Origin of the sequence: Caldimonas tepidiphila, assembly GCF_003569765.1 — a bacterium.
Classification (GTDB): Bacteria; Pseudomonadota; Gammaproteobacteria; order Burkholderiales; family Burkholderiaceae_C; genus Caldimonas; species Caldimonas tepidiphila.
Map to the genome: position 1 here is coordinate 1 of NZ_QXMG01000013.1, position 26707 is coordinate 26707.

The 26707-nt window shown below is 73.1% G+C and carries 18 protein-coding genes; 11 read left to right on the forward strand and 7 right to left on the reverse strand.

What is annotated here, in order from left to right; translation table 11 throughout:
• Window positions 1–30: 30 nt before the first annotated feature.
• The 5 genes from D3A59_RS10910 (at window position 31) to D3A59_RS10930 (ending at window position 4829) form a co-directional block, all read left to right on the forward strand.
• On the forward strand, window positions 31–639 hold the full coding sequence (locus D3A59_RS10910) for a YceI family protein (RefSeq protein ID WP_119154957.1): 609 nt from the start codon (window positions 31–33) through the stop codon (window positions 637–639).
• Between the two features lie 51 nt (window positions 640–690).
• Entirely contained in the window at window positions 691–1260 is a 570-nt protein-coding gene (locus D3A59_RS10915; RefSeq protein WP_119154958.1) for a YceI family protein, read from the forward strand.
• Window positions 1261–1381: 121 nt separating this feature from the next.
• A complete protein-coding gene (locus D3A59_RS10920; protein ID WP_119154959.1) occupies window positions 1382–2416 on the forward strand; it encodes a patatin-like phospholipase family protein in 1035 nt (344 codons plus the stop codon).
• A gap of 10 nt (window positions 2417–2426) precedes the next feature.
• Entirely contained in the window at window positions 2427–3923 is a 1497-nt protein-coding gene (locus D3A59_RS10925) for a GntP family permease (RefSeq protein WP_119154960.1), read from the forward strand.
• A 150-nt stretch (window positions 3924–4073) separates the two neighbouring features.
• Window positions 4074–4829: a DNA/RNA non-specific endonuclease gene (locus tag D3A59_RS10930; protein ID WP_119154961.1), complete on the forward strand. Its 756-nt coding sequence runs from the start codon at window positions 4074–4076 to the stop codon at window positions 4827–4829.
• A 21-nt stretch (window positions 4830–4850) separates the two neighbouring features.
• Here the strand turns inward: D3A59_RS10930 and D3A59_RS10935 are convergent, their stop codons facing one another.
• The gene (locus tag D3A59_RS10935; RefSeq protein WP_119154962.1) at window positions 4851–6233 is read right to left on the reverse strand and encodes an SLC13 family permease; all 1383 of its coding nucleotides are present in this window, start codon (window positions 6231–6233) and stop codon (window positions 4851–4853) included.
• 94 nt (window positions 6234–6327) lie between these two features.
• Here D3A59_RS10935 and D3A59_RS10940 point away from each other — a divergent pair, with 94 nt between their 5' ends.
• The gene (locus D3A59_RS10940) at window positions 6328–7716 is read left to right on the forward strand and encodes an AAA family ATPase (RefSeq protein WP_119154963.1); all 1389 of its coding nucleotides are present in this window, start codon (window positions 6328–6330) and stop codon (window positions 7714–7716) included.
• A 28-nt stretch (window positions 7717–7744) separates the two neighbouring features.
• On the opposite strand, the gene D3A59_RS10945 is transcribed toward D3A59_RS10940, so the two are convergent.
• Entirely contained in the window at window positions 7745–8752 is a 1008-nt protein-coding gene (locus D3A59_RS10945) for a cytochrome-c peroxidase (RefSeq protein ID WP_119154964.1), read from the reverse strand.
• Between the two features lie 591 nt (window positions 8753–9343).
• On the opposite strand from D3A59_RS10945, the gene D3A59_RS10950 reads away from it, so the two are divergent.
• Window positions 9344–10339, forward strand: a complete 996-nt coding sequence (locus D3A59_RS10950) for a hypothetical protein (RefSeq protein ID WP_157991484.1) — start codon at window positions 9344–9346, stop codon at window positions 10337–10339.
• 217 nt (window positions 10340–10556) lie between these two features.
• Complete coding sequence (locus D3A59_RS10955; protein ID WP_157991485.1) at window positions 10557–12059, forward strand: vWA domain-containing protein; 1503 nt, start codon at window positions 10557–10559, stop codon at window positions 12057–12059.
• A gap of 57 nt (window positions 12060–12116) precedes the next feature.
• On the opposite strand, the gene D3A59_RS10960 is transcribed toward D3A59_RS10955, so the two are convergent.
• From D3A59_RS10960 to kefF, 3 genes are all read right to left on the reverse strand, one after another.
• Window positions 12117–14210, reverse strand: coding sequence for a PAS domain-containing protein (locus D3A59_RS10960; protein WP_119154967.1), 2094 nt, complete (start codon window positions 14208–14210; stop codon window positions 12117–12119).
• A gap of 65 nt (window positions 14211–14275) precedes the next feature.
• Window positions 14276–16084 carry a glutathione-regulated potassium-efflux system protein KefC gene (gene kefC / locus D3A59_RS10965; protein ID WP_119154968.1) on the reverse strand — a complete coding sequence of 603 codons (1809 nt, stop codon included), beginning with the start codon at window positions 16082–16084 and terminating at the stop codon, window positions 14276–14278.
• Between the two features lies 1 nt (window position 16085).
• Complete coding sequence (kefF, locus tag D3A59_RS10970) at window positions 16086–16712, reverse strand: glutathione-regulated potassium-efflux system oxidoreductase KefF (protein ID WP_119154969.1); 627 nt, start codon at window positions 16710–16712, stop codon at window positions 16086–16088.
• Between the two features lie 125 nt (window positions 16713–16837).
• Here kefF and D3A59_RS10975 point away from each other — a divergent pair, with 125 nt between their 5' ends.
• The 3 genes from D3A59_RS10975 (at window position 16838) to D3A59_RS10985 (ending at window position 20411) form a co-directional block, all read left to right on the forward strand.
• Window positions 16838–17521, forward strand: coding sequence for a Crp/Fnr family transcriptional regulator (locus D3A59_RS10975; protein WP_240636027.1), 684 nt, complete (start codon window positions 16838–16840; stop codon window positions 17519–17521).
• 161 nt (window positions 17522–17682) lie between these two features.
• Window positions 17683–19353, forward strand: a complete 1671-nt coding sequence (gene hcp, locus D3A59_RS10980) for a hydroxylamine reductase (protein ID WP_119154971.1) — start codon at window positions 17683–17685, stop codon at window positions 19351–19353.
• A gap of 14 nt (window positions 19354–19367) precedes the next feature.
• Window positions 19368–20411: a 2Fe-2S iron-sulfur cluster-binding protein gene (locus tag D3A59_RS10985; RefSeq protein WP_119154972.1), complete on the forward strand. Its 1044-nt coding sequence runs from the start codon at window positions 19368–19370 to the stop codon at window positions 20409–20411.
• A gap of 24 nt (window positions 20412–20435) precedes the next feature.
• On the opposite strand, the gene D3A59_RS10990 is transcribed toward D3A59_RS10985, so the two are convergent.
• Together D3A59_RS10990 and D3A59_RS10995 are read right to left on the reverse strand one after the other, a co-directional pair.
• The gene (locus tag D3A59_RS10990; RefSeq protein WP_170162335.1) at window positions 20436–24344 is read right to left on the reverse strand and encodes a PAS domain-containing protein; all 3909 of its coding nucleotides are present in this window, start codon (window positions 24342–24344) and stop codon (window positions 20436–20438) included.
• Between the two features lie 242 nt (window positions 24345–24586).
• Window positions 24587–26653 carry an ATP-dependent helicase gene (locus D3A59_RS10995; protein WP_240636028.1) on the reverse strand — a complete coding sequence of 689 codons (2067 nt, stop codon included), beginning with the start codon at window positions 26651–26653 and terminating at the stop codon, window positions 24587–24589.
• Window positions 26654–26707 lie beyond the last annotated feature (54 nt).

Below are 26707 nucleotides of genomic sequence, written 5' to 3' on the forward strand. Positions count from 1 at the left end.
GTCCCTTCTTCTCTGGAACCGCCCTCGCCCATGAAGCTCCTTCCCGCGCCGCTCGCCGCCGCCGCCTTCGCGCTGGCCGTCGCCCTCCCCCTCCCCGCCCTGGCGCAGGCCGCTGCCGCGCCGCCCCCGCAGTCCGCGCAGAAGCTGCTGCCCGCGCAGAGCGAGATCGCCTTCACCAGCCGCCAGATGGGCGTGCCGGTCGAGGGGAAGTTCCGCAAGTTCGACGCGCGCGTCGCCTTCGATCCGAAGAACCCGCAGGCCGCGAGGATCGACTTCACGGTCGATCTCGGCAGCGCCTGGCTCGGCTCGGCCGAGTCCGAGGCCGAGCTCGTCAAGCCCCTGTGGTTCGACACCGCCAGGTTCCCGCAGGCGCGCTTCACCTCGACCACCGTCAAGCCGCTCGGCGCCGACCGCTTCGAGGTCGCCGGGCGGCTGACGATCAAGAACCAGACGCGCGACGTCGTGGTGCCGGTGACGCTTGCTCCTGGATCGGGCGGCGCCACCGTCGCCAGCGGCAGCTTCACGCTCAAGCGGCTGGAGTTCCGCATCGGCGAGAACGAGTGGGCCGACACCTCGATGGTCGCCAACGACGTGCAGGTGCGGCTCAAGCTCGCGCTCGCCGGCGTGCCCGCGCGCTGAAAGTTTTCTCTCCCCCCTTTTTCCTTCCTCCACACGACGACACCCTCCTCCATGAAGAAGACCCTGCTGATCGCCGCGCTGTCGGCCGCCGCCGCCTCGGCCCACGCCGCCCCGGCCACCTACGCGCTCGACCCGACGCACACCTTCGTCACCTTCGAGATCGACCACTTCGGCACCTCCACCAACCGCGGCCGCTTCGACCGCAAGGAAGGCAGCGTGCAGCTCGACCGCGAGGCCAAGACCGGGCGGCTCGAGGTCACGATCGACACCGGCTCGATCAACACCGGCACCGCCCCCTTCAACAAGCACCTGCAGAGCGCCGACTTCTTCAACACCGCCCAGCACCCGAGCGCGAAGTTCGTGTCGGACAAGCTGGTCTTCGACGGCGGCAGGCTCAGCGAGGTGCAGGGGCAGCTGACGCTGCTGGGCCGCACGCAGCCGCTGACGCTCAAGGCCACGCGCTTCAACTGCTACCAGAACCCGATGCTCAAGCGCGAGGTCTGCGGCGGCGACTTCGAGGCCACGCTGCAGCGCAGCCAGTGGGGCATGGACTGGGGCCTGAAGATGGGCATGCCCGACGCCGTGCGCCTCGTCATCCAGGCCGAGGGCGTGCGGCAGTAAGCGCGCTGCCCGGTCGCCGCGGCCCCGGGGATAACCGCGGCTCACCGTCGGACGTTGCCCGCTCCCGGGCGGCGGGGCGCTAGGCTGCGGGGTTTTGCCTTTGCGCCGTCCCGTTCCCGCCATGCCCCGCCGTCCCCTGCCGATCGAGCTCGCCCTGCAAGGCGGCGGCTCGCATGGCGCCTTCACCTGGGGCGTGCTCGACCGGCTGCTCGACGAGGAGCGGCTCGAGATCGTCGCGCTCGCCGGCGCGAGCGCCGGCGCGATGAACGCCGCGGTGTTCGCGTCGGGCCTGCTCGAGGGCGGCCGCGAGGGCGCGCGCGCGGCGCTGCGGCGTTTCTGGACCCGCGTGAGCCGCGCGGCCGCGCCGCATCCCTTCGGCGCCTGGAGCGCCCTCTTCACGCCCTGGGGCGCCGACGCGGCGCACCTCTACCTCGACGCGCTCAGCCGCATCGTCTCGCCCTACCAGCTCAACCCCTTCGACCTGAACCCGCTGCGCGACATCCTCGCCGAGGAGGTCGACTTCGAGCGGCTGCGCCGCGACACGCGGCTGCGGCTGTTCGTGTCGGCGACGCACGTGCGCAGCGGCCGGCTGAAGGTGTTCCGCCACGAGGAGCTGAGCGCGGCGGCGGTGATGGCCTCGGCCTGCCTGCCGCTGCTGTTCCGCGCGGTCGAGATCGACGGCGAGGCCTACTGGGACGGCGGCTACGCCGGCAACCCGCCGGTGATGCCGCTGGTGGCCGAGAGCCCGGCGCACGACCTGCTGCTGGTGCAGATCAACCCGGTGCACAGCGCGGCGGTGCCCACGCGCGCGCAGGACATCGTCGATCGCATCAACGAGATCAGCTTCAACGCCAGCCTGCTGCGCGAGATGCGCACGCTCGCGCTGATGAAGCAGCTCATCGAGAGCGAGGGACGTCCGGGCCAGGACTACCGCAGCCCGCTCTTCGCGCAGGTCGAGCGGCTGCGCACGCACCGCATCCACGGCGAGTCGGCGCTGCTCGGGCTGGGGCCGGCGAGCAAGCTGCGCACGAGCTGGGACTTCCTGTGCCAGCTCTTCGACATCGGCCGCAGCGCCGCCGACGCCTGGTTGCACTGGCACGGCCGCGACCTGGGCCGGCGCGCCACGCTCGACCTCGCCGAGTACCTCACCGACTGACCGCCCCTCCATGACCGGAATCCTCGCCATCCTCGTCGCGCTGCTGCTGCTCATCTGGCTCGCCTACCGCGGCTTCAGCGTGCTGGTGCTCGCGCCGCTGACCGCGCTGCTGGCGGTGCTGCTGAGCCCGGGCGCGCCGCTGCTGGCGAGCTACACGCAGGTCTTCATGCCGGCGCTCGGCCGCTTCATCGTGCTGTACTTCCCGCTCTTCCTACTCGGCGCGGTGTTCGGCCGGCTGATGGAGGTGTCGGGCGCGGCGCAGTCGATCGCGCAGGGCTTCGCGGCGCTGCTCGGCCGCGAGCGCGCGCTGCTGGCGATCGTGCTGGCCTGCGCGGTGCTGACCTACGGCGGCGTGTCGCTGTTCGTCGTCGCCTTCGCGGTCTACCCGATCGCCGCGGCGCTGTTCCGCGCCGCCGACATCCCGAAGCGGCTGATCCCGGCGACGATCGCGCTCGGCGCCTTCACCTTCACGATGACGGCGCTGCCCGGCACGCCGGCGATCCAGAACGCGATCCCGATGCCCTTCTTCAAGACCACGCCCTTCGCCGCGCCCGGGCTCGGGCTGATCGGCGGCGCGGTGATGGCGGTGTTCGGCACGCTGTGGCTGATGCGCCGCGCGGCGGCGGCGGCCCGCGCCGGCGAGGGCTACGGCGGCACGGCCCCTGCCGGGCCCGGCGCGGCAGCGCGCGGGTCGGTCACGGAAGGCGCGCACGTGCTGGCGCCCGCCGGCGCCGAGTCGGACGCCCCTGCGGCGGGGGCTGCCGGCGCAGTGCGCACGGACGGGGCCGGCGAGGCGCCGTCGCTGCCGCCGCTCTCGCTCGCGCTGCTGCCGATCGTGCTCGTGATCGCGCTGAACTACCTCTTCTCGGCCCATGTGCTGCCGGCGCTCGACACCGCCTACCTGGCGGCGGCGCCCTACGGCCCGACGCGGCTCGACCAGGTGCTGGGCGTATGGGCGATCATCGCCGCGCTCTCGGTCGCGATCGTCGTGCTCGTCGCGCTGAACCGGCGCCGCATCGAGGACCTGAAGGCCGCGCTCGACGAGGGCGCCAGCGCCGCGGTGCTGCCGATCTTCAACACCGCGTCGCAGGTCGGCTTCGGCGCGGTGATCGCCTCGCTCGCTGGCTTCGCGCTGATCCGCGACGCGGTGCTCGGCATCGCGCCCGGCAACCCGCTGATCTCGCTGTCGGTCGCGGTCAACCTCCTCGCCGGCATCACCGGCTCGGCCTCCGGCGGCATGAGCATCGCGCTGCAGACGCTCGGCGCGAACTACCTCGCGCTGGCGCAGCAGGCCGGCATCTCGCCCGAGCTGCTGCACCGCGTCACGGCGATCGCCACCGGCGGGCTCGACGCGCTGCCGCACAACGGCGCGGTGATCACGCTGCTGTCGATCTGCGGCATGACGCACCGCGATTCCTACGCGGACATCCTCGTCGTGGCGGTGCTGATTCCGATCGCCGCGCTCGCGGCGGTGGTCGCGCTCGGCACCGTCTTCGGCTCGTTCTGAGCCGCCGCGCCCCCCGGCCCGGGGGAAGGCCCCACACGGCCACGGGCCAAGCCGGGCGTGGCCGTGGCGGCCCGCCGCTAGCATGCGGGCCCGCCGCCCGCCCGGCGTCCGTCCGGCTGGCGCCCCGAGAAAACAGCTGTTGCACCACGAATGACTCTTGCGCCCCTTGCCGTCCGCAGCCTGCGCGCCGCGGTCGCGGCCTTCCTGCTCGCCGCGTCGACCACCCCCCATGCCGCCGGCTTCGCGGACTGCCGGCAGTTCTTCCCCGGCGAGCCGCCGCGCCTGACGGCCGCGAAGGTGCACAAGCCGCGCGAGCTCTGCTACGACGCCTTCGCGGTGCTGCATTCCGGCCAGAGCAAGACGCCGGTCTACGTCGTCGAGCGCCTGACGCGCGAGCAGCTGCTCGACGCCGACGACGAGAAGCGCACCAACCGCTTCTTCGCCGACGCGCGGCTGCCTTCGGCCGAACGCGCGCAGCTCGAGGACTACAAGGGCAGCGGCTACGACCGCGGCCACATGGCGCCCGCGGCCGACATGCCGACCGCGCGGGCGATGGCGCAGAGCTTCTCGCTCGCGAACATGGTGCCGCAGTCGCGCGTCAACAACCAGCGCGCCTGGGCCGGCATCGAGCGCGCCACGCGCAGCTACGCGATGCGCGCCGCCGGCCCGGTCCACGTGTTCAGCGGCCCGGTCTTCGCGAGCCAGCCGCCGCAGACCATCGGCCCCGGCCGGGTCTGGGTGCCGACGCACCTGTTCAAGCTGGTGTACGACGCGCGCGAGAACCGCGCCTGGGCGCACTGGATCGAGAACACCGACCATGCGAAGGCCGGCAAGCCGATCTCCTACGAGGAGCTGGTGCGGCGCACCGGCATCGAGTTCCTGCCCGGGCTGAAGGTGCGCCACTGAGGCGCCCGGGCGGCGGCGCGCTCACATCGCCGCGCGCATCACGCCGGTGACGACGACGATGCACACCAGGTTGAGCACCAGCCCGCAGCGCATCATCAGCCGCTGCGGCACCTGCCCGGTGCCGTAGGCGATCGCGTTGGGGGGCGTTGCCACCGGCAGCATGAAGGCGCAGGACGCGCTCACCGCGATCGCCGCCGACAGCAGCACCGGCGGCAGCCCCAGCTCGGCGCTGACGCTGACGAAGATCGGCACCAGCAGCGCCGCGCTCGCGGTGTTGCTGACAAGCTCGGTGAGCATCACGACGAAGGCGACCACCGCCAGCAGCAGCACCAGCAGCGAGGCGCCCTGCACCCAGCCGACGAGCTGCTGCGCGAGGAACTTGCTCGCGCCGGTCGAGCCCATCATCTGGCTCAGCGCCAGCCCGCCGCCGAACAGCAGCAGCACGCCCCAGTGCGTGCCCTCCTCGATGTCGCGCCAGGAGACGGTGCGCGTGACGCACAGCGCGAAGATCGCCGCGAGCGCCACCACCGAGTCGAAGTCGCCCGCGATGCCGAGCGCGGCCGACAGCGGCCCGCCGCCCACCCAGCCCGCCACCGTCAGCGCGAAGATCAGCAGCGCCATCGCGCGCCCGCGGCTCCACTCGAACCTCGTCGGCGGCACCTCGATGCGCCCGGCCAGCGGCGGGCGCAGCACCAGCCACAGCACGCCCACCATCAGCGGCAGCAGCAGCGCCACCAGCGGCAGCCCGATGCGCAGCCATTCGGCGAAGCTGATGCCCGCCTGCGCCGCGGCGATCGCGTTCGGCGGGCTGCCCACCAGCGTGCCGATGCCGCCGATGCTTGCCGCGTAGGCGAGGCCGAGCAGCACGAAGACGTAGGCGCGCGGCCCGGGCCTCGTCGCGCCGCTGTTGAGCAGGCCGAGCGCGAGCGGCAGCATCATCGCCGCGGCGGCGGTGTTGCTGATCCACATCGACAGCAGCGCGGTGATCGCGAACAGCAGCAGCGCCGCGACCGCGAGCCGCTCGCCCGCGAGCCGCAGCACGGCGGCGGCGAGCAGCCGGTCCAGCCCGTGGCGGATCAGGGCGCTCGCGAGCGCGAAGCCGCCGAGGAACAGGAAGATGATCGGGTTCGCGAACGAGGCCAGCGCCTCGCGCGTGGTGAACACCCCGGCGAGCACGCAGGCCAGCGGCACCAGCAGCGCGGTGACGGTCAGGTCGAGCGCCTCGGTGAGCCACAGGCTCGCGATCAGCACGAACAGCGTCAGCCCGGTGCGCAGCTGCGGCTGCTCGGGCCCGAACGCCCAGGTCAGCGCGGCGAGCACGGCGCACAGCGCCAGCCAGGGCAGGCGCGACACCGCGGGGGACGGGGGCGGGCGGCGGTCCGCATCGGCATCGTCGGGGCTCATGGCCCGAGCATAGGAGCTTGCCGGGGATCAAGGGGCGGTGCCCGCACGGCGCTGCGAGATTGACCGCCCGGGGGCGCTGTGATGACATTGCCGCATGCAGCTCCCCCACCCCGACCGCCTGCGCGCCGCCGTCGCCGCCCTCGAATCCGGCCTGCTCGAACGCGAGGCCGCGGCGCGGCTGGCGCTGCTCGCGGCGCTCGCCGGCGAGCACCTGCTGCTGATCGGGCCGCCCGGCACCGCCAAGAGCGAGCTCGCGCGGCGGCTGCGCCACGCCCTCGACGGCGCGCGCTACTTCGAGCGGCTGCTCACGCGCTTCTCGGTGCCGGAGGAGCTGTTCGGGCCGCTGTCGCTCGCCGCGCTGGAGGAGGACCGCTACGAGCGGCTGACCGAGGGCTACCTGCCGACCGCGGGCATCGCCTTCCTCGACGAGGTGTTCAAGGCCAACTCGGCCATCCTCAACGCGCTGCTGACGCTGCTCAACGAGCGCGAGTTCGACAACGGCCGCGAGCGCGTGCCGACGCCGCTGGTCTGCGTTGTCGGCGCCACCAACGAGGTGCCGTCCGACGAGGCGCTGACGGCCTTCTACGACCGCTTCCTGCTGCGCGTGCCGATCGCCCCGGTGGGCGAGGACAGCTTCGCGCAACTGCTGCAGATGCGCCCGCCGCGCATGCCGGCGCTGCCCGAGCCGATCCGCCCCGCCGAGATCGCGGCGCTGCGCGAGGGCCGCGACGCGGTGCGGCTGCCCGAGCCGGTGGTGGCGCAGCTGCGTGCGCTGCGCGCGCTCGCCGCCGAGCGGCGCATCGCCGTGTCGGACCGGCGCTGGCGCCACACCGTCGGGCTGCTGAAGACCGCGGCGCTGAGCGAGGGCCGCGACGCGGTCGACGCCTGGGACCTGTGGCTGGTGCCCTACTGCGTCGCGAGCGAGCCGGCGCAGCTGCCGGCCCTGCAGGCCTGGTTCGTCGACGGCGTGGCCGGGGCGGAGACGACGGTCGAGGCGCCCTGGCTGACCCGCGCGGTGGAGGCCTTCGAGAAGCAGCTGGAGCTCGAGCGCAGCGCGCGGCAGGAGGGGGACCAGGCCGCCGGCAAGATGGCGCTGGCGCGCAGCATCGCCGGCAGCGCCGAGACCGGCATCACCCGCATCGTCGCCGCGACGCTCGAGGAGCGGCTGCGCCGCCGCTACAGCCCGGTGCACGTGGCCGCGCGCGTCGCGCAGGTCGACGAGGCACTCGTCGGCGCGCGCGAATTCGTCGCCGCGCAGCAGGCGCGGCTCGACGCGACGCGCGCCGCGCTGACGGGCCGGGTCTGGCTGCCGCCGGCGCTGGCACGGCTCGTCGAGGACCGGTTGGCGGCGGCGCTCGCGACGGTGCAGGCGCTCGCCGCGCGGCTCGACGCGGTGCGCGCGGGCTTTGCCGCGCTGCCGCAGGACGCGGCGCTGCCCGCGGTCGCGCCGCAGGCGGTGGCCCTCGCCCGCGACGCGGCCTGAGCCGGGGGCGAGCGGGGCGCGGCGGCTCTCAGTCGAAGGGGATCGGCCGCGGCGTCGCGTTGCTTGACGGCGGCAGGATCGGCAGCCTGAAGCTCGGCTGATCGCCGGTGAGCGTCTTCAGGAAGGCGACGATCTTCGCGTTCTCGTCGGAGGTGAAGACGCGGCCGAGCTGCAGCCGGCCCATCGTGTTGACCGCCTGCTCGAGCGTGTCGGCGCCGCCGTCGTGGAAGTACGGGTAGGTCAGCTCGACGTTGCGCAGCGTCGGCACCTTGAAGTTGAAGCGGTCGGCGTCCTTGCCGGTGATCTCGGAGCGGCCCTTGGCGTCGCTCGCGGCCTGGTAGGGCTCGACCACGCCCATCTTCTGGAAGGAGTTGCCGCCCACCGCCGGGCCGTTGTGGCAGGCGACGCAGCCGCTCTCCTTGAAGAGCCTGTAGCCGGCGAGCTCGTTCGGGCTCAGCGCGGTCTTGTCGCCCTTGAGCCACTTGTCGAAGCGCGAGTTCGGCGTCACGAGCGTCTCCTCGAACTCGGCGATCGCGCGGGTGATGCGGTCGATGTCGATCGCGTCGCTGCCGAAGGCCTGCCGGAACTCGGCGCGGTACTGCGGGATCGAGGCGAGCACCTCGACGGCGAGCTCGTGCGTGAAGGCCATCTCGCCGGGGTTGGCGATCGGACCGCCCGCCTGCTCCTTCAGGTTCTTCGCGCGCCCGTCCCAGAACTGCGCCAGGTTCAGGCTCGAGTTCAGCACGGTGGGCGCGTTGATCGGGCCCTTCTGCCAGTTGTGGCCGATCGAGGTGCGCAGGTTGTCGCTGCCGCCCATGCTCAGGTTGTGGCAGGAGTTGCAGGAGATGAAGCCGGACTTGGACAGGCGCGGATCGAAGTACAGCTTCTTGCCCAGCTCGACCAGCCGGGCGTCCTGCCCCTTGGCGGGCTGGATGGGGCTGATCGGTTCCTTGGCGGCCGGGGCCGTGCTGCCGATCGCGGGCGACAGCGCCATCAGCACGCCGGCGAGGGCCGCGGCTGCAGTGCTCAGCTTCATTGCTTGTTCTCCATGGGGGGTTGAGGACGCCGGCCCGGCGCCGCGCCGCGTCTTCTCAGGGGCGGCCGGCCGCGAGCCCGGTTGCCGCCCGCGGGGGCGGGCGGGAATGCATTGTTCCGGCGCGGCCCCCGCCGCGACCTTGCCGCACGTCAACAAGCCGGCGCCCCTGGCGCGGGCAAGACCCGCAGGACTTGACGCAACCCAAGGCACGCGGCGTCGGCGATCTTTTTTCATGCCCGCCCCCCTGCGGCAGGGGAGTTTGCAGTCGGCCCTTTTTTCCTTCCCGGATGCCGCCCCACATTCACGGGAGGGGCGCACGGCAAATGCTTTTTCGCGGCCGCCCGCTTGGCCTGAAAAGTCCCGTGGCCTTTATTCCCAGGACAGGGCGCCCGGTGCGGCCCCCTGGCGGCGCAGAATGAACGGCAGGTTTTTCCGCCTTCCCTCCCGAATTTCAAGGCCCTACAGAAAATATCAGACGACACGCCGGGTCTCTGTTTTCGAAACCATCTGATGCCCCCGAGAACCGGGGAGTTACATCAAAGGTCCCCTCATCAAAATGACTTAACCCGTCACATTCATGGGAGGTTTTTTATGTACGGCATCAAGACTCTTTCCGCTGCGGTAATCGCGGCTTGCATGCTGGCTGCCTGCGGCGGCGGTGGCGGCGGCGATACCCCGAACAACGAGCCGACCGGAGGCAGCCAGACCGGGGGCGGCACCGGCACCGGCGGAGGCACGGACGGCGGCACCGGCGGCGGCACCGGCGGCAACGCGCAACCCGGCGACGCGATCAAGGGCGTCTGGACCGGCACCACCACCTCGCAAGTCGGCCCCCGCGCGCTGATCTGGGACACCACCACCGTCGCGCTGGAGAATGGCCGCTCCCTCACGATGACCTCGGAGTTCTATACCTCCACCACCACCAACGCGCCGGAGCGCAACCTGATCGGCGGCGTGGTGGTGGGCCAGGGAACCGCGGCGAACGGGAGCTACTCGTTCGAGAACGGCCGTGATTTCCCGTTCGAGGACGTCACGCCGGAATGGCGCGAGCGCCCTGCTTCGCTGAGCGCGTCCTACACGTCCCAGAACACCCTCAACGGCAGCATCACCTCTCCGGAAACGCCCGTCCGTAATTTCACCAGCAATTACGCCCCGCGCTATAACGGCGCCGCCAGCCTCGGCGACCTGGATAATGTTTTCAACAACCCGAGCCAGCGCAGCATCCAGGGCTTTTTCTATACCGCCAATCCCAATGGCGGCTCGATCCGCACGGAGGTGCAACTGGTGGTCGGCACCGATGGAACGCTGAGCTCCAGGGCGGCGGCTCCCTCCTGCCAGGTCTCCGGCTCCCTGACGCCGCGCACCGACATGCGGGTGTTCGACGCCAACCTCACCTTCGGTGCCGGCAACTGCCCCTATCCGTCCGGCACGACGCTCACCGGCGCCGCCTTCCTCAAGAGCACGGTGGCCACGACGCGCAACGCACAGCCGGTCGAGAATCGCTTCCACCTGGTGGCGGCGAACGCCGGGCAGACCCAGGCGACGGTCTTCGCGCAGGTCCTGCTGGCGGACGCGCCGCAGCAGTAAGCCCGGGCGCCACGACGGGACCGGCCGGGCGCCTGCAAGGGCGTGCCACACCGGCCCGTCGATCTCCCCGCCCCGTGAGCTTCACGGCAGTCCCCGCCCTGTAGCGGAGACTGCGTGCAGCCCGGGGCTCCTTGCATTGGGGAGGGGAGGGAAATGGCCCGCCGCGAGCCGCCCCGGCGGCTTGCCCTGCGTGGGCGGGCAGATCGAGAATCGCCGCATGCATTCCTCCAAGGACGCCGCGCCCGGCCCGGTCGACGCCCCCTGGCACCACCTCGAGCCGCTGCCGCGCGAGCTGTGGCTGCCGGCGCTCGTCGCCTCCGCAGGCCGCACGCCGCGGCGGCTCGCCGAGCTCGCGCGCTGGCGCGACGCGCTGCTGGCCGGCGAGCTGCCCGAGCCCGGCGCCGACTTCGGCGATGCCGAGGCGCTCGACCCGATGCGCGCCGCGATCGGCGAGCTCGGGCTGCCGGCGCTGTGCCGCGGCACGCCGGCGCTCGCGCTGCAGGTGCTGCGCACGCTGCTGTGGCACCTCGACCGCATCGTCGACCACCAGCCCCGCCTCGGCCGCGCCGAGGCGGCGGCGCAGGCCGCGCAGGACTTCCGCGCCGAATGGCAGCAGGAGCGCGCCGGCGTCGAGGAGGCGCTGGCGCTGCTGCAGGGCCTGGGCGAGCTCGGCGAGCTGCGCTGGGACGAGCTGCGCGGCCGGCTCGGCTCGCGCGAGTGGCGCGAGACGCAGCGCATCGGCGCGCTGCTGGCGCAGCTGCCCGCGCTCGCCGCGCTGATCGAGCGGCTCGGCCGCGAGCAGCGCCGGCCGCAGGCGCTCCCCGCACGGCAACCCGACCCGTCCGCGCGGCCCGCGCACGAGCCGGCCGAGCTGCAGCCCCGCGTCGTGCCGCTGCCGGACGCGCCCGGCGAGGTGCGCGGCGTGCGCCGCTCGGGCCAGCTCTCGCGCATGCTCGCCGGCGAGGCGGCGCAGCTGCGCCACCCGGTGCTCAAGAAGCTGTGGCGCGCGCGCTTCGTCGAGCAGCGGCTGCTGACCTTCGAGGACGCCGCGCTGCTGCACGAGTGGCAGCCCGCGCCGTCCCCGCCGCGCCAGCGCGCTGCCCGCGCCGAGGCCCCGCTCGCGCACGGGCCGATCATCGTCTGCGTCGACACCTCGGGCTCGATGCGCGGCGCGCCGGAGAACCTGGCCAAGGCGGTGGTGCTGCAGGCGCTGCGCACCGCGCACGCGCAGGGCCGCGCCTGCCTGCTGATCGCCTTCGGCGGCCCGGGCGAGCTGATCGAGCACCGGCTCGGCGCCGGCCGCGCCGGGCTCGACGCGCTGCTCGCCTTCATGGGCCAGGCCTTCGACGGCGGCACCGACGTGCAGACGCCGCTCGAGCGCGCGATCGAGCGCGTGCACGAGTCGCAGTGGCGCAGCGCCGACCTGCTGATCGCGAGCGACGGCGAGTTCGGCGTCACGCCCGCGACGCTCGAGCGGCTCGACGCCGCGCGCGAACGGTTCGGCCTGCGCGTGCAGGGCGTGCTGATCGGCGACCGCGAGACGCTCGGGCTGCTGGAGGTCTGCGACCACGTCCACTGGGTGCGCGACTGGCGCCGCTGGGCCACCGACGCGCGCGAGGCCTATGCCGACGGCTTCACGCCGGTGCACAGCCGCAGCCTGACGGCGCTGTACTTCCCCAACGCGCTGAGCGAGCGCGCACGCCGCCGCGCCGGGGGCTGAGGCGCGACGGCGCAAGGCCCCTGCGGGCGGGAAGGCCGCCGCGCGCGCCCGGGGCGCTCAGCCTGCCGCCGTCTCGGCGCGCACCCGCTCGATCGCGGCCGCCAGCTCCTCGATGCCGAAGGGCTTGCGCAGCATGCGCACGCCGGGCCCGAGCACGGTCCGGATCTCGGCGCTGTCGGCGTGACCGCTGGCCAGCACGATCGGCATGCGCGGGAAGCGCCGGCGCATCGCGCTGGCGACCTCCGCGCCGTTCATCACCGGCATCAGGAAGTCGAGCAGCACCAGGTCCGGCACCTCCTCCTCGATCAGCGCGAGGCCGGCGGGGCCGTCCGCCGCCGCCACCGCCCGGTGGCCGAGCGTGTGCAGCAGGTCGCTCACGAGGTGGCGCACCTCGGCGTCGTCGTCGATCACCAGCACGTTCAGCCCCGCCGCGCCGGCCGCGCCGGCGTCCCGCGAGCGCTCGCCCGGCAGGTCCGACGCGAGGCGCAGCCACAGCGACACGGTGCTGCCCTCGCCCGGCGCGCTGCGGATGCGCGCGATGCCGCCGGCTTGGCGCGCAAAGCCGTAGACCTGCGACAGCCCGAGCCCGGTGCCCTTGCCGACGCCCTTGGTGGTGAAGAAGGGATCGAAGGCGCGCGCGAGCACGTCGGCCGGCATGCCGCTGCCGCTGTCGCTCACGCCCAGCTCGGCGTAGTCGCCCGTGTCGAGCTGCGGGTCGGCGTCGACGCGGCAGCGCCGGCTCGACAGCACCAGGCGGCCACCCTGCGGCATCGCGTCGCGCGCGTTGATCGCGAGGTTCAGGACCGCCATCTCGAGCTGCGTGGCGTCGGCGACGACCGGCACGCCGGGGCAGTCGAGCTGCAGCTCGACCTCGATGCCCGCGCCGAGCGTGCGCGCGAGCAGCTCGGCCATGCCGCGCACCAGCTCGTCGAGCAGCACCGGCCGCAGCTCGAGCTGCTGCGAACGCGAGAAGGCCAGCAGCTGCGCGGTCAGCCGCGCGCCGCGCTGCACGTTGCGCAGCCCGTTCTCGGCCCAGCGCTGCACGTTCTGCGCGTCGCCCGGGTGGCGGCGCAGCAGCTCGAGGTTGCCCTGCACCGCCTGCAGCAGGTTGTTGAAGTCGTGCGCGATGCCGCCGGTGAGGTGGCCGATCGCCTCCATCTTCTGCGCCTGGCGCAGCGCCTCCTGCGCGAACTCGCGCTCGGCCAGCGCCTCGGCGATGCGCTCCTCGAGCGTCTCGTTGAGCTGCACGAGCGCCGCCTCGGCGCGCTTCTGCTCGGTGACGTCGTGGCCCTGCACGAAGATGCCGCTCACCTCGCCGTGCGGCCCGAGCAGCGGCAGGTAGATGAAGTCGACGAAACGTTCCTCGACCGGCCCCCCGGGCTCGCGCTGGACCTCGAGCTTGGCGCCGCGGCCGAGGAAGGGCTCGCCGCTGTCGTAGACGCGGTCGAGCAGCTCGAAGAAGCCCTGCTCGGCGACCTCCGGCAGCGCCTCGCGCGCCGAACGGCCGACGAAGTCGCGGTGGCCGACGAGCTGCCGGTAGGCCGCGTTGACCAGCTCGAAGACATGGTTCGGGCCGCGCAGCACGCACATGAAGCCCGGCGCCTGCTCGAACAGCTGCTGCAGCCGCTCGAGCTCGGCGCCGCGGCGCCGCTCGGCCAGCACCTGCGCGGTGGTCTCGGTGCAGGCGCAGAAGAGGCCCCGCACCACGCCGTCCTCGTCATGGACCGGCGAGTAGGAGAAGGTGAACCAGGTCGCCTCGTCGTAGCCGCGGCGGCGCATCGTCAGCGGCAGGTTCTCGCGGAAGCTGGCCTCGCCGGCGAGCGCCGCGTCGACCAGCGGCGCGATGTCGGCCCAGATCTCGGCCCAGATCTCGCGGAAGGGCCGCCCGAGCGCGCGCGGGTGCTTGGCGCCGAGGATGTCGCGGTAGGCGTCGTTGTAGAGGAAGGCCAGCTCCGGCCCCCAGGCGACGAACATCGGGAAGCCGGAGTTGAGCATCAGGCCGACGGTGGTGCGCAGCGAGGACGGCCAGTCGCGGGGCGCGCCGAGCGGCGAGTCCGACCAGTCGTGCTCGCGCATGCGCGCACCCATCTCCCCGCCTCCGGCGAGGAAGGCGGGCGCGGCCTGGCTGTCGAGCGAAAGGACTTCCGTCATCGTTTCCGATTGTCGGGAAAACGGGCGGGCCGGGCGCCGCGCCCAACCCCCCTGAAAGGGCGGGCTTAATCCTCCCAGTCCCCGCCTCGGTGCTTGCGCAGCTGCTCGCGCTCCTGTGCGAACTGCTCGGCGAGCTGCTGGCGGCCCTGCTTGGCGACCGCGATCAGCTGGGCCTCGTCGCGGTGGTGCGGCCACATGCGCTCGACCAGCGCGACGTTGTGGCGGCGAAAGCGCGTCGCGAGCTGCCAGGCGCGGTGCGGCTGCCAGCCGAGCGTCTCGAGCACGCTGCGCGCGCTCCTGAGCGCCGAGTCGAGCGTCTCGCGCTCGATCAGCGTCACGCCGCGGTCGCGCAGCGCGTAGTAGTGCTGCACGTTGCGCGCACGCGCCACCAGCGTCGCCTGCGGGAAGTGCTCGCGCGCGAGGTCGACGATGCGCAGGCTCGGCTCGACGCCGTCGACCGCGACGACGATCACGCGCGCCGACGCGGCGCCGGCGCGGCGCAGCAGGTCCAGCCGCGTCGCGTCGCCGTAGTGCACGCGGAAGCCGAAGCGGCGCATCGCCTCGATCTGCTCGGCGCTGTGGTCGAGCACGGTGGCCTTGAGGCCGTTGGCGTAGAGCAGGCGGCCGACGATCTGCCCGTAGCGGCCGAAGCCGCACAGCAGCACCGGCGCCTCCTGCGGCTCGTCGCCCGCCTCCGGCGGCGGCGGCTCGGCGGCCGCGCGGCGCGGGCCGAGGCGCTGCACCGCCACCATCAGCAGCGGCGTCGCGAGCATCGACAGCGCCACCGCGCCGAGCAGCACCGAGCCGACCTCGTCGCCGAACACGCCGGCGCCCGTCGCCTGCTGGAACACGACGAAGGCGAACTCGCCGCCCTGCGCGAGCAGCAGCGTGAACACCGGCCGCTCCTGCCACGGCAGGCGCATCGCGCGCGCCAGGCCCCAGATCACCAGCGCCTTGGCCGCGAAGAAGCCGGCGAGCACGCCCGCGACCAGCCACGGGTGGGCGCGCAGCGCGGCGAAGTCCACCGACATGCCGACCGCCATGAAGAACAGCCCGAGCAGCAGGCCCTTGAAGGGCTCGACGTCGGTCTCGAGCTGGCGCCGGTACTCGCTCTCGGCGAGCAGCACGCCGCCGAGGAAGGCGCCGAGCGCCATCGACAGCCCGACCGCCTCCATCAGCACCGCCAGCCCCACCACCAGCCCGAGCGAGGCGGCGGTGAAGATCTCGGGCGTGCGGCTGCGCGCGATCCAGCGCAGCGCGTGGCGCAGCAGCAGCCGCCCGATCAGCACGATGCCGACCACCACCGCCACCGCGCGCAGCGCCTCCTCGCCGGGGTGCGCGCTCGCGGCGCGGCTGCTGCCGAGCAGCGGGATCAGCGCGAGGATCGGGATTGCCGCGACGTCCTGGAACAGCAGGATCGACAGCGCGGCCTGGCCCGAGCTCGTCGCCATCAGCCGCCGCTCCTCCATCACCTGCAGCGCGATCGCGGTGGACGACAGCGCCAGGCCGAGCGCCGCCACCAGCGCCCAGCGCCAGGGCACGCCGAAGGCGAGCGCGGCGCCACCCACCGCCGCCGCGCAGCCGAGCAGCTGCGCCGCGCCCCAGCCGAAGATCGGCCGGCGCAGCGCCCACAGCCGCTTCGGCTCCAGTTCCAGCCCGACGAGGAAGAGCATCAGCACGACGCCGAACTCGGCGATGTGCAGCACCGTCTGCGGGTCGCCGACGAGCCCGAGGCCGGCCGGCCCGATCACGATGCCGGCGGCGAGGTAGCCGATGATCGAGCCGAGGCCGAGCGCCTGCGCGATCGGCACCGCGATCACGCCCGCGGCGAAGAAGACGAGGCTCGTCAGCAGCCAGCCGTTGCCGTGGTCCATCTCAGGCCTTCGCGGGGGAGGCGGGCCGGTCGGCGGCGGGCACGTCGCACTGCGGACAGGGGTCGAGCGACTCGATCTCCGGCCAGTCCGGATAGCTGCGCAGCCGCTCGGCGTAGACCGCGGCATGGCTGGCGATCTCTGCGTCGTCCGCCGCGTGCGCGCCGTGCAGCACCATCGGCGGCAGCATGCGCATCCCGCACAGCGCGGCGGTCTGCTCGTAGGGCGGCAGGAAGGCGTCGAAGAAATGGCGGTTGTAGCCGTCGGGCCGATAGGCGCGCTCGCTGCCGCCGGTGGACAGCACCGGCCACAGGTCCTTGCCCGCGAGCACGCTGCCGCCGCGGCCGTAGGCCCAGCCGTGCGCGAGCACCTCGTCCACCCACAGCTTCATCAGCGCCGGCATCGCGTACCACTGCATCGGGTGCTGCCAGACGATCAGGTCGGCGCGCGCGGCCGCCGCCTGCTCGGCGGCGACGTCGATCGCGAAGTCCGGGTAGAGCGCGTAGAGCTCGCGCACCTCGAGCCGCTGCGGCCGCTCGCCGGCGATCGAGCGCGCCGCGGCGAGCAGGCGGCGGTTGACGCGCGACACGCGCAGGTCGGGATGGGCGGCGAGCACGAGGACGTGGGGCATCGGAGGCGGGGGTGCGGCGGGACGGCAGGGCCATTATGGAAGGCGCGCCGCGGCCGTGCAGGCGCCGCATCCGGCGGGCCGCGGCGCATGCTGGCGGCCCCGTTCCGAAGCCGAAAGCGCCGCCCGTGTCCGCCGCCCTGCTGAACCTGCTGTCGCACCTGCCGCTGTTCCAGTCGGTCTCCCCGCAGCAGCTCGCCTCGCTGCTCGGCAGCGTCTCCGAGCGCCGCCTCGCCAAGGGCGAATGCCTGTTCCGCCGCGGCGACCCGGCCAACTGCTTCTACGGCGTGGCCTACGGGCAGGTCAAGCTCGCGATCCCGAGCCCGCAGGGCGCCGAGAAGGTGGTCGAGATCATCGGGCCGCGCCAGAGCCTCGGTGAGGCGGTGATGTTCCTCGGCAAGCCCTTCCCCGTCACGGCCGAGGCGCTGGAGGACTCGCTGCTGCTGCGCATCGACCGCGACGCGGTCGACCGCCTGCTCGCCGAGGACCCGTCCTTCGCGCGGCGCATGCTCGCGGGCCTGTCGGTGCGGCTGCACTCGCTGCTGCGCGACGTCGAGACCTACTCGCTGCGCTCGAGCGCGCAGCGCGTGATCGGCTACCTGCTGCAGCACGCGGGCGAGGACGGCGCCGCGGATGCGGCGCTGTCGATCGAGCTGCCCACCGCCAAGCAGGTGATCGCGTCGCGGCTGAACCTCACGCCCGAGACGCTGTCGCGCGTGTTCGCCGAGCTCAGCCGCGCCGGCCTGATCGAGGTGCAGGGACGCACGATCGCGGTCGCGTCGCTGCGGCGGCTGCGCGAGTTCGAGCCCTGAGCCGTGCACGAGGCCGCACTCGCCGCTTGACCGTCATCAAGCGCCCCGCCACCCCCGCCCCTCGCCCCGGATTTCTTGAGTGCGATCAAGGAAAGCCGGCGCCGCCTCCTCCACCCTTCGCGGCTTGATCGACCACCGAACCAGGCCAGCGAGGAGACGGCATGTTTTGCTACCAGTGTGAACAGACCCAGCGCAACGGCGCGACGGCAGGCTGCGCGACGGCGCGCGGCTCGTGCGGCAAGGACGCGACGACGTCCGACCTGCAGGACCTGCTGATCCACGCCTGCAAGGGCATCGCGCAGTACGCGAGCCGCGCCCGCGCGCTCGACGCCCCCGACGACGAGGCCGCCCGCTTCCTGCTGCATGCGCTGTTCACGACCTTGACCAACGTCAACTTCAACGCCGCGCGCTTCGTCGCGCTGCTGCAGCAGGCGGCGCAGGTGCGCGAGCGCGTGAAGGCCGGCTACGAGGCCGCGGTGCGCGCGCAGGGCGGCACGCCCGAGACGCTCGGCGGCCCCGCCGCGTGGCAGCCCGCCACCGACATGGACGGGCTGCTGCGCCAGGCCGCAGCGGTCGGCATCCGTGCCGGCGCCGAGCTCGTCGGCGAGGACGTGATCGGGCTGCGCGCGCTGGTGCTCTACGGCCTCAAGGGCATCTGCGCCTACGCGCACCACGCGCAGGTGCTCGGCCAGGAGAGCGAGGGCGTCTACGCCGGCGTCGAGGCGGCGCTGGACTTCCTCGCCGGCGAGCCGGCCGACGTGCCGCGCCTGCTGCAGGAATCGCTCGCGCTCGGCGGCCTGAACCTGAAGGTGATGGAGCTGCTCGACGCGGCCAACACCGGCAACTTCGGCGCGCAGCAGCCGACGCAGGTGCGCGTGACGCCCGTCAAGGGCAAGGCGATCCTCGTTTCCGGCCACGACCTCGGCGACCTGCACGCGCTGCTGGAGCAGACGAAGGATCTCGGCATCAACGTCTACACGCACGGCGAGATGCTGCCCGCGCACGCCTACCCCAAGCTCAAGGCCTGGCCGCACCTGGCGGGCAACTGGGGCGGCGCGTGGCAGGACCAGCAGCTGGACTTCGCCAACTTCCCCGGCCCGATCCTGATGACGTCCAACTGCATCATCGAGCCGCTGCCCGCCTACCGCCAGCGCATCTTCACCACCGGCCCGGTGGGCTGGCCCGGCGTGCGCCACCTCGCCGACCACAACTTCGCGCAGCTGATCCAGGCCGCGCAGGCGCTGCCCGGCTTCAGGGAGGACGCGCCCGAGGCGCAGACCGTCACGGTCGGCTTCGGCCGCCACGCGGTGCTCGGCGTCGCGCCGCAGGTGATCGACGCGGTGCGCTCCGGCGCGATCCGCCACTTCTTCCTCGTCGGCGGCTGCGACGGCGCCGCCCCGGGCCGCAACTACTACACCGAGTTCGCCACGCAGGCGCCGCAGGACACGGTGGTGATGACGCTCGGCTGCAACAAGTACCGCTTCAACCGGCACGAGTTCGGCACGATCGGCGGCATTCCGCGCCTGCTCGACATCGGCCAGTGCAACGACAGCTACTCGGCCATCCGCATCGCCAACGCGCTGGCCAACGAGTTCGACTGCAACATCAACGAGCTGCCGCTGACGCTGGTGGTGTCGTGGTTCGAGCAGAAGGCCGCCGCGGTGCTGCTGACGCTGCTGGCGCTCAACGTGCGCAACATCCGCCTCGGCCCCACGCTGCCGGCCTTCCTGACCCCGGGCGTGCTCGACGTGCTCGTCAAGGAGTTCGGCATCCAGCCGATCACCGAGGCGCAGGCCGACATCGACGCGGCGCTCGCCCGCCAGGCCGCCTGAGGGCCGCGCACGCGATGAGCACGACCCACGCGATCGAACTCACGACGCAGGACGGGCAGTCGCTGCGCTTCGGCTGCGCGCCGCAGCAGACGCTGCTCGACGCCGCGGCCGGCGCCGGGCTGCTGCTGCCCTCGCAATGCCGCTCGGGCAGCTGCGGCGCCTGCCACGCGCATGTCACGCGCGGCGACTACCTGCTCGGCGAGCACAGCCCGCAGGCGCTGTCGGCGGGCGCGGGCGCGGTGCTGATGTGCCGCACGCAGCCGCGCAGCGACCTCGCGGTGGCGCTGCCCTGCGAGGCGTCGCGCATCGGGCGCGGCGGCGTCGCGCGGCGCGAGGCGGAGATCGCCGCGCTCGAGCCGCTGTCGGAGGGCACGGTGCGGCTGCTGCTGCGCCTGAAGCCCGATGCGGACGGCAACGGCGCGACGGCCGAGTTCGAGCCCGGGCAGTTCGCCGAGCTGGAGCTGCCCGGCGAGGGCCTGCGCCGCGCCTACTCGCTCGCCAACACCGCCAACTGGGCCGGCGAGCTCGAGTTCCTGATCCGGCTGCAGCCGGGCGGGCGCTTCTCCGGCTGGCTCGGCACGCGCGCGCGCCCCGGCGACACGCTCGTCGTGCACGGCCCGCAGGGCGCCTTCGGGCTGCGCGAGAACGGGCTGAGCCCGCGCTGGTTCGTCGCCGGCGGCACCGGGCTCGCGCCGATGCTGTCGATGCTGCGGCGCATGGCCGAGTTCCAGGAGCCGCACGAGGCGCGGCTGTACTTCGGCGTCGAGCGGGCGGCGGACCTGTTCGCGCTGGCGCAGATCGAGGCGCTGCGCGCGGAGCTGCCGCGGCTGCAGGTGACGCTGTGCGTGCGGCAGCCCGATGCGCGCTGGTCCGGCTTCACGGGCACGCCGGTGGACGCGCTGCGGCGCGACCTCGCCGGCGCGCAGGGCGCACCGGACATTTACCTCTGCGGCCCGCCGGGCCTGATCGACGCCGCGCAGGCGGCCGCGCGCGAGCTCGGGGTGCCGGACAGCCGGCTGATCAGCGAGCGCTTCGTCGCTGCAGCCGCAGCGGGCTGAAGCCTTCCCGCGGCCCGGCGCGCCTCAGGCCGCCGGGCGCGGGCCCAGCAGCTCGGCGATCAGCGCCGTCAGCGCCTCGAGCGCGACCGGCTTGACGAGGTGGGCGTCGAAGCCCGCCTCGCGCGTGCGCCGCAGGTCCTCCTCCTGCGCCCAGCCGGTCTGCGCCACCAGCGGCATCGAGCGGCCCCAGTCGCTGGCACGGATGCGCAGCGCCGCCCCGCAGCCGTCGAGCACCGGCATGCCGATGTCGAGCAGCACCAGGTCCGGGCGCAGCCGCTCGGCCTCGCGCACCGCCTGCGCGCCGTCGTGCGCGACATGCACCTCGTGCCCGGCGAGCGTCAGCAGCAGCGCGGTGCTCTCGGCCGCGTCGACGTTGTCGTCGACCACCAGCAGGCGCAGGCGCGGCAGCGCGGCGCCGGCCGCGGCGGGCGGGACCTCCGCGCCGGCCGCCGGCCCGGCGCCGGGCAGCGGCAGGCGCACGACGAAGGTGCTGCCGCGGCCCTCGCCCTCGCTGTGCACCTCGACCGAGCCGCCGTGCATCTGCACCAGGCGCCGCACCAGCGTCAGGCCGATGCCCAGGCCGCTGCGCCCGCCCTCGTCGCCGCGGTCGGCCTGGTAGAACATCTCGAACAGCCGCTCGCTGCCCGCGGGCGCGATGCCGATGCCGTCGTCCTGCACCGAGATCGCGAGCCCCGCGGCGTCGACGTCGGCACTCAGCCGGATCCGCCCGCCCGGCGGCGTGTACTTGGCCGCGTTGTCCAGCAGGTTCTGCAGCACCTGCACCAGTCGCACCGGGTCGGCGTCGAGCACGATCTCGGCCTCGGGCAGCGCCAGCTCCAGCCGGTGGCGGTGACGCTCGATCAGCGCCACGCTGCCCTCGACCGCGCCGTCGACGAGCTCGCGCAGCGTGACGCGCTGGCGGCGCAGCTCGAGCTTGTTCTGCGTCACGCGGCTGAGGTCGAGCAGGTCGTCGATCAGGCGCGCGAGATGGCGCACCTGCCGGTCGACCACCTGCGCGCTCCAGGCGAGGTGGGCCTCGCCCAGGCCCTGGAAGCGCAGCAGCTGCGCGGCGTTGCGCAGCGGCCCGAGCGGGTTGCGCAGCTCGTGCCCGAGCGTCGCGAGGAAGGCCTGCACCGCCGCGTCGGCCTGCTTGAGCGCATGGATGTCGGTCGAGGTGCCGTACCAGCGGTCCACGCGGCCGTCCGCCCCCGGCACCGGCACCGCGCGGCTCAGGTGCCAGCGGTAGTCGCCGTCGGCCTGCAGCAGCCGGTGCTCGGTCTCGTAGGGCTGCTGGGCGCGCACGGCCTGCGCCCAGCGGTCCCGGCTGCGCTCGCGGTCCTCCGGGTGCAGCGCGTCCGACCAGCGGCAGCGCCCGCTCTCGTCCTGCGAGAGGCCGCCGAGGAGCTCGCGCCGGGAGTTGCAGTAGTCGATGTTGCCGGCGGCGTCGGCCTGCCAGACCAGCTGCGGCATCGCGTCGGCGAGCGCACGCAGGCGCGCCTCGCTCTCGCGCAGCGCCGCCTCCGCCCGCTTCTGCTCGGTGATGTCCTGCACCGTGGCGAAGCCGCTGACGAGCTCGCCGCGCGCGTCGAACTCCAGCTCGGCCTTCTGGCGCAGCCACTTCACCTGGGAGCCGACGACGACGCGGTGCTCGAGGTCGTAGGGCTCGCCCCCGGCCGCCGCGGCACGCCAGCGGGCATCGACGCGCTCCCGGTCCTCGGGATGCACGCGCGCCAGGAAGCCGCGGTGGTTCAGCGGCCGGCCGGGCCGCATGCCGAGGATGCGGTAGGTCTCGTCCGACCAGTGGCGCAGGCGGCGGCGCACGTCGAAGCGCCAGCTGCCGACGCGGGCGACCGCCTGGGCGCGGCGCAGGTCGGACATCGTGTCCTGCAGCGACTGCTCGGTGGCCTTGCGCTCGGTGATGTCGGCGATGAGGCCGTGCCGCACCAGCACCGAGGCGCCGTCGCGCTGCTCGATCACGAGCCGGGTCTGCACCGCGAGCCAGCGCACGCGCCCGCCGGGATCGAGCACCCGGTACTCGATGCGCTGCCCCTCGCTGCCGATGCGCTGGTGCTTCGCGCCGGCGATGTAGTGCTCGACGCGGGGGCGGTCCTCGGGATGCACTCGCTCCAGCAGGGCCGCGACCGGCACGTCGGCCCGGTCCAGCGCGTAGAGGGTCTGGGCCCGCTCGTCGAGGTGGTAGATGTCCGAGTCCAGCAGTTCGCGCCGCCAGCTGCCGAGCTGCCCGACATCGAGCGCCATGCGGTGCTGCTCCTCGCGGCGGCTCAGCTCCCGCTCGAAATGCAGGCGTTTCCAGGCGAGCGACACGAAGTGGCACACGGTCTGGAAGAACTCGGCCTCGTCGGGCGTGAAGGCCTCGCGCCGGGTGCTGGCCAGCGCGAAGGTGCCGAGCAGGCGACCGTTGCGCCCGAGCAGGGGCTGGCCCATGTAGGCTCGGCCGCCGATCGAGCGCAGGAAGGCCGCGTCCTCGTGCTGCGCGACATGCGCCGCCCCGACCGACAGGGGCCGGGAGGTGGCGGCCACCGCCCCGCACAGCGCTTCGCCGAACTTGCGCGGCCGCATCGTCTCCCGCAGCCCGGCCGGGATGCCGAAGCCGGCCACCAGGTGCAGCACGCCCGCCGGCGTATCGGCGCGGTAGTTGAAGCAGATGTCGGCGTCCAGGTGCGCGGCGATGCGCTCGAAGACGGCGCGGGCGAGCGAGGCCTCGTCCTGGTTGGTCTGCAGCATGCTGGAGCTGAGCTCGAGCAGCAGCGCCTGGCGTTCGGCGAGCCGCGCGAGCCGCTCCTCGCTGGCGCGGCGCTGCCGCAGGTCCCAGCCGATGCCGAGCCGCATGTCCTCCGACAGGTGCACGCGCGTCCATTCGCAGGGAATGCGCGTGCCGTCCTTCGCGGTGGCGCTCCACTCGCGCCAGCCGGGCTCGCAGGACCGGCCGAAGGCCAGCACCTCCCCGCGTTCGACGGGGTCGGGATAGAGCCGCGCGAGGAAGTCGCCCTCGTTGGCCTCGGCCGAGTTCCAGCCGAGCACGGTCTCGAAATGGCGGTTGAGCGTGAAGGTCCCGCCCTTCGGGTCGTACAGCGACAGCATCATCGGGATGCTGTCGAGCGTGCGCTGCAGCAGCTCGCGCTCGCGCGCGCGCCTGAGCTCGCCCTCCTTGCGCGACGTGATGTCGGTGCAGACGCCGACGACGCGCACCAGGCGCCCGCGCTCGTCGAACTGGCCGCGGGCCTGGTCGAGCAGCCAGAGCTCGCCGCCCTCCGGCAGGCAGACCCGGAACTCGAGGCTGTAGGCGGGTTGCTCCGGCCGCAGCGCCTCCATGGCCGAGATGAGGGCCTGCCGGTCCTGCGGGTGGACGCGCTCGAGGAATTCGCTGCTCGGCGCATCGGCCGGCAGGCCGAGCAGGCGCGTCAGGTAGCCCTGGCGGCTCACCTGCCCGCTCGCGGGCTCGTACTCGAACACCTCCATGCGCGCCGCCTGCAGGGCCCGGCGCAGCCGGCCCTCCTGGCGGCGCAGCAGCGCGGCCTCGTCGTGCCCGTGCCCGCCGGACTCGTCGACCACCGCGACGAAGTGCTCGGGCCGGCCCGCGGCATTGCGATGCAGGCTGAGCGACAGGCGGGTCGCGACCGCCCGGCCGCCCGGGCGCACCAGTCGCATCTCCATCGCGCAGCGCGCGCGCTCCCCGCTCAGCAGCCGCAACGACTGGCGGGAGAGGAGGAACAGGTCGTCCCGGGGCACGACGCGCTCCGCGGACAGCCCCAGAAGCTCGCCCTGCTCGCGGCCGCTGAGCTCGCAGAACCGGGCATTGACGCGCAGCAGGCGGCCATCGCAACTCACGTGCGCCACGCCCACCGGCAGGGCCGCGAAGGCCGCGTCGAATTGGAGATCGATTCCGCTGTCGCGCGTTTCGGTTTGCTGCACGATCTTTTCCAGTCGCAGGTCTGGGGAAGAGGCAAGGGGCGCTGCGCCGGAAAAGCCGTGTGAACCAGTCCTTGCCGAGCTGCTTTGATGTAGATCAAACAGCTTTTTCGGCAACTCTACCGTAAATTTTTCCCTTCAAATCGCGAGGCAACCCGGATAAGTTACAAGAAGAAACGATCGAGTTCCCGGCCCGGCCCGGCCCGGCCCGTCCCGGGACGCGAACGCGCCGTGCCGGCCCGGGCTCAGCCCGCGGGCTTCGCCGCCGCTGCGCGCGCCGCGAACTCCGCGCGCAGCGCCTTGAGCTTCTCGCGCGGGTCCTCCTTGGCGGTCTTCTCGTCGAGCTTCATCTCCTTGATGAAGCGGCTCGGGACGCCCTGCACGAACTCGCGGCCCTTCTTGCGGCGCTTGAGCAGGCTGACCGCGAGCGTCTGGCGCGCGCGCGTGATGCCCACGTACATCAGCCGCCGCTCCTCCTCGAGCCGCTCGGGCGTCATCTCGTCGTCCTCGCTCCTGAAGGGCAGCAGCCCCTCGTTGACGCCGACGAGCACCACGTGCGGCCATTCCAGCCCCTTGGAGGCGTGCAGCGTCGAGAGCGTCACGACGTTCTGCTCGGTGCCGCGCTCGGCGAGGCTCAGGATCACCGAGATGCTCTGCGCGACGTCGAGCACGCTCTTGGTCTCGGTCTGCACCGTCATGCCGCCGTCGTTCTCGATCTCGCCGCCGCAGCGCCGCGCCACCCAGTCGATGAAGTCGAGCACGTTGCTCCAGCGGCTCGCGGCGAGCTTCTCGTTCTCCTCGCTGTCGTAGAGGTGCTGCTCGTAGCCGATGTCCTTGAGCCACTCGAGCAGCACCGGCTTGGCGGCCTCGGAACCCGTGGTGTGGCGGAAGCGGTACTCGAGGTCGTTCACGTAGCGGCCGAACTCGTGCAGCGAGCCGAGCGCGCGGTCCTTGAGCACCGAGGCCAGCGAGTCGGCGAACAGCGCCTCGTACAGGCTCACCTTCCACTTGCCGGCGAACTCGCCCAGGGACCCGAGCGTCTGGTGGCCGATGCCGCGCTTCGGGGTGGTGACCGCGCGCAGGAAGGCGGGGTCGTCGTCGTGGTTGACGAGCAGGCGCAGCCAGGCGCACAGGTCCTTGATCTCGGCGCGGTCGAAGAAGCTCTGTCCGCCCGAGACCTTGTAGGGGATCTGCGCGCGGCGCAGCGCCTGCTCGAAGATGCGCGCCTGGTGGTTGGCGCGGTAGAGGATCGCGAAGTCGCTCCACTCCACCGGCTTGGCCGCGCCGTCGGCGCCGGTGGGCCCTGCGCCGCGGATGCCCTGGATGCGCGCGACCGCGCGCTCGGCCTCGTGCTCCTCGTTGTCGCACTCGACCACGCGCACCGGCTCGCCGTCGCCGTACTCGCTCCAGAGCTTCTTGTCGAACAGCTTCGGGTTCGCGGCGATGACGTTGTTCGCCGCGCGCAGGATGTTGCCGGTGGAGCGGTAGTTCTGCTCCAGCGGGATCACCTGCAGCTGCGGGTACTCCTGCGGCAGGCGGCGCAGGTTGTCGATCGTGGCGCCGCGCCAGCCGTAGATCGACTGGTCGTCGTCGCCCACCGCGGTGAACATCGCGCGCTCGCCGACCAGCAGCTTGAGCAGCTCGTACTGCGTCGCGTTGGTGTCCTGGTACTCGTCGACCAGCACGTAGCGCAGCGTGCGCTGCCACTTCTCGCGCGCCTCCGCGTCGCGCGCGAGCAGCGCCGTCGGCAGCCCGATCAGGTCGTCGAAGTCCACCGCCTGGTAGGCGTTCAACCGCTCCTGGTAGCGCTGCATCACGCGCGCGGCGACCACCTCGTCGTCGTTGGAGGCCCCCCGCTCGGCCTGCTCGGCGGTGAGGCCCTGGTTCTTCCACAGGCTGATGGTCCACTGCCAGCGGCGGGCGGTCGCGGCGTCGCTGGTGCCGCCGGCCTCGCGCAGGATGCCGAGCACGTCGTCGCTGTCGAGGATCGAGAACTTGTCCTTGAGCCCGAGGCGGTGGCCGTCCTCGCGCAGGATGCGCACGCCGAGCGAGTGGAAGGTGGAGATGACGAGGTGCTGCGCGGCGCGCGCGCCGACCAGGGCCTTGGCGCGCTCGCGCATCTCCTGCGCGGCCTTGTTCGTGAAGGTGATGGCGGCGATCTGCGCCGGCGCGTAGCCGGCGTCGAGCAGGCGGCCGATCTTGGTGGTGATGACGCGCGTCTTGCCGGAGCCGGCGCCGGCGAGCACGAGACAGGGGCCCTGCAGGTAGTGCACGGCCTGGAGCTGGGCGGTATTGAGCGAGGCGGAGGACACGGGGGGCGGAGGCTGAGGAAGGCGGGGGGACGCCGGCCGCGCGGGCGCGACGCC

Bases quoted from the DNA above. Each gene is read 5' to 3' on its own strand.
- D3A59_RS10910 (WP_119154957.1), top strand. From the start codon at position 31: ATGAAGCTCCTTCCCGCGCCGCTCGCCGCCGCCGCCTTCGCGCTGGCC.
- D3A59_RS10915 (WP_119154958.1), top strand. From the start codon at position 691: ATGAAGAAGACCCTGCTGATCGCCGCGCTGTCGGCCGCCGCCGCCTCG.
- D3A59_RS10920 (WP_119154959.1), top strand. From the start codon at position 1,382: ATGCCCCGCCGTCCCCTGCCGATCGAGCTCGCCCTGCAAGGCGGCGGC.
- D3A59_RS10925 (WP_119154960.1), top strand. From the start codon at position 2,427: ATGACCGGAATCCTCGCCATCCTCGTCGCGCTGCTGCTGCTCATCTGG.
- D3A59_RS10930 (WP_119154961.1), top strand. From the start codon at position 4,074: ATGACTCTTGCGCCCCTTGCCGTCCGCAGCCTGCGCGCCGCGGTCGCG.
- D3A59_RS10935 (WP_119154962.1), bottom strand. From the start codon at position 6,233: ATGAGCCCCGACGATGCCGATGCGGACCGCCGCCCGCCCCCGTCCCCC.
- D3A59_RS10940 (WP_119154963.1), top strand. From the start codon at position 6,328: ATGCAGCTCCCCCACCCCGACCGCCTGCGCGCCGCCGTCGCCGCCCTC.
- D3A59_RS10945 (WP_119154964.1), bottom strand. From the start codon at position 8,752: ATGAAGCTGAGCACTGCAGCCGCGGCCCTCGCCGGCGTGCTGATGGCG.
- D3A59_RS10950 (WP_157991484.1), top strand. From the start codon at position 9,344: ATGTACGGCATCAAGACTCTTTCCGCTGCGGTAATCGCGGCTTGCATG.
- D3A59_RS10955 (WP_157991485.1), top strand. From the start codon at position 10,557: ATGCATTCCTCCAAGGACGCCGCGCCCGGCCCGGTCGACGCCCCCTGG.
- D3A59_RS10960 (WP_119154967.1), bottom strand. From the start codon at position 14,210: ATGACGGAAGTCCTTTCGCTCGACAGCCAGGCCGCGCCCGCCTTCCTC.
- kefC (WP_119154968.1), bottom strand. From the start codon at position 16,084: ATGGACCACGGCAACGGCTGGCTGCTGACGAGCCTCGTCTTCTTCGCC.
- kefF (WP_119154969.1), bottom strand. From the start codon at position 16,712: ATGCCCCACGTCCTCGTGCTCGCCGCCCATCCCGACCTGCGCGTGTCG.
- hcp (WP_119154971.1), top strand. From the start codon at position 17,683: ATGTTTTGCTACCAGTGTGAACAGACCCAGCGCAACGGCGCGACGGCA.
- D3A59_RS10985 (WP_119154972.1), top strand. From the start codon at position 19,368: ATGAGCACGACCCACGCGATCGAACTCACGACGCAGGACGGGCAGTCG.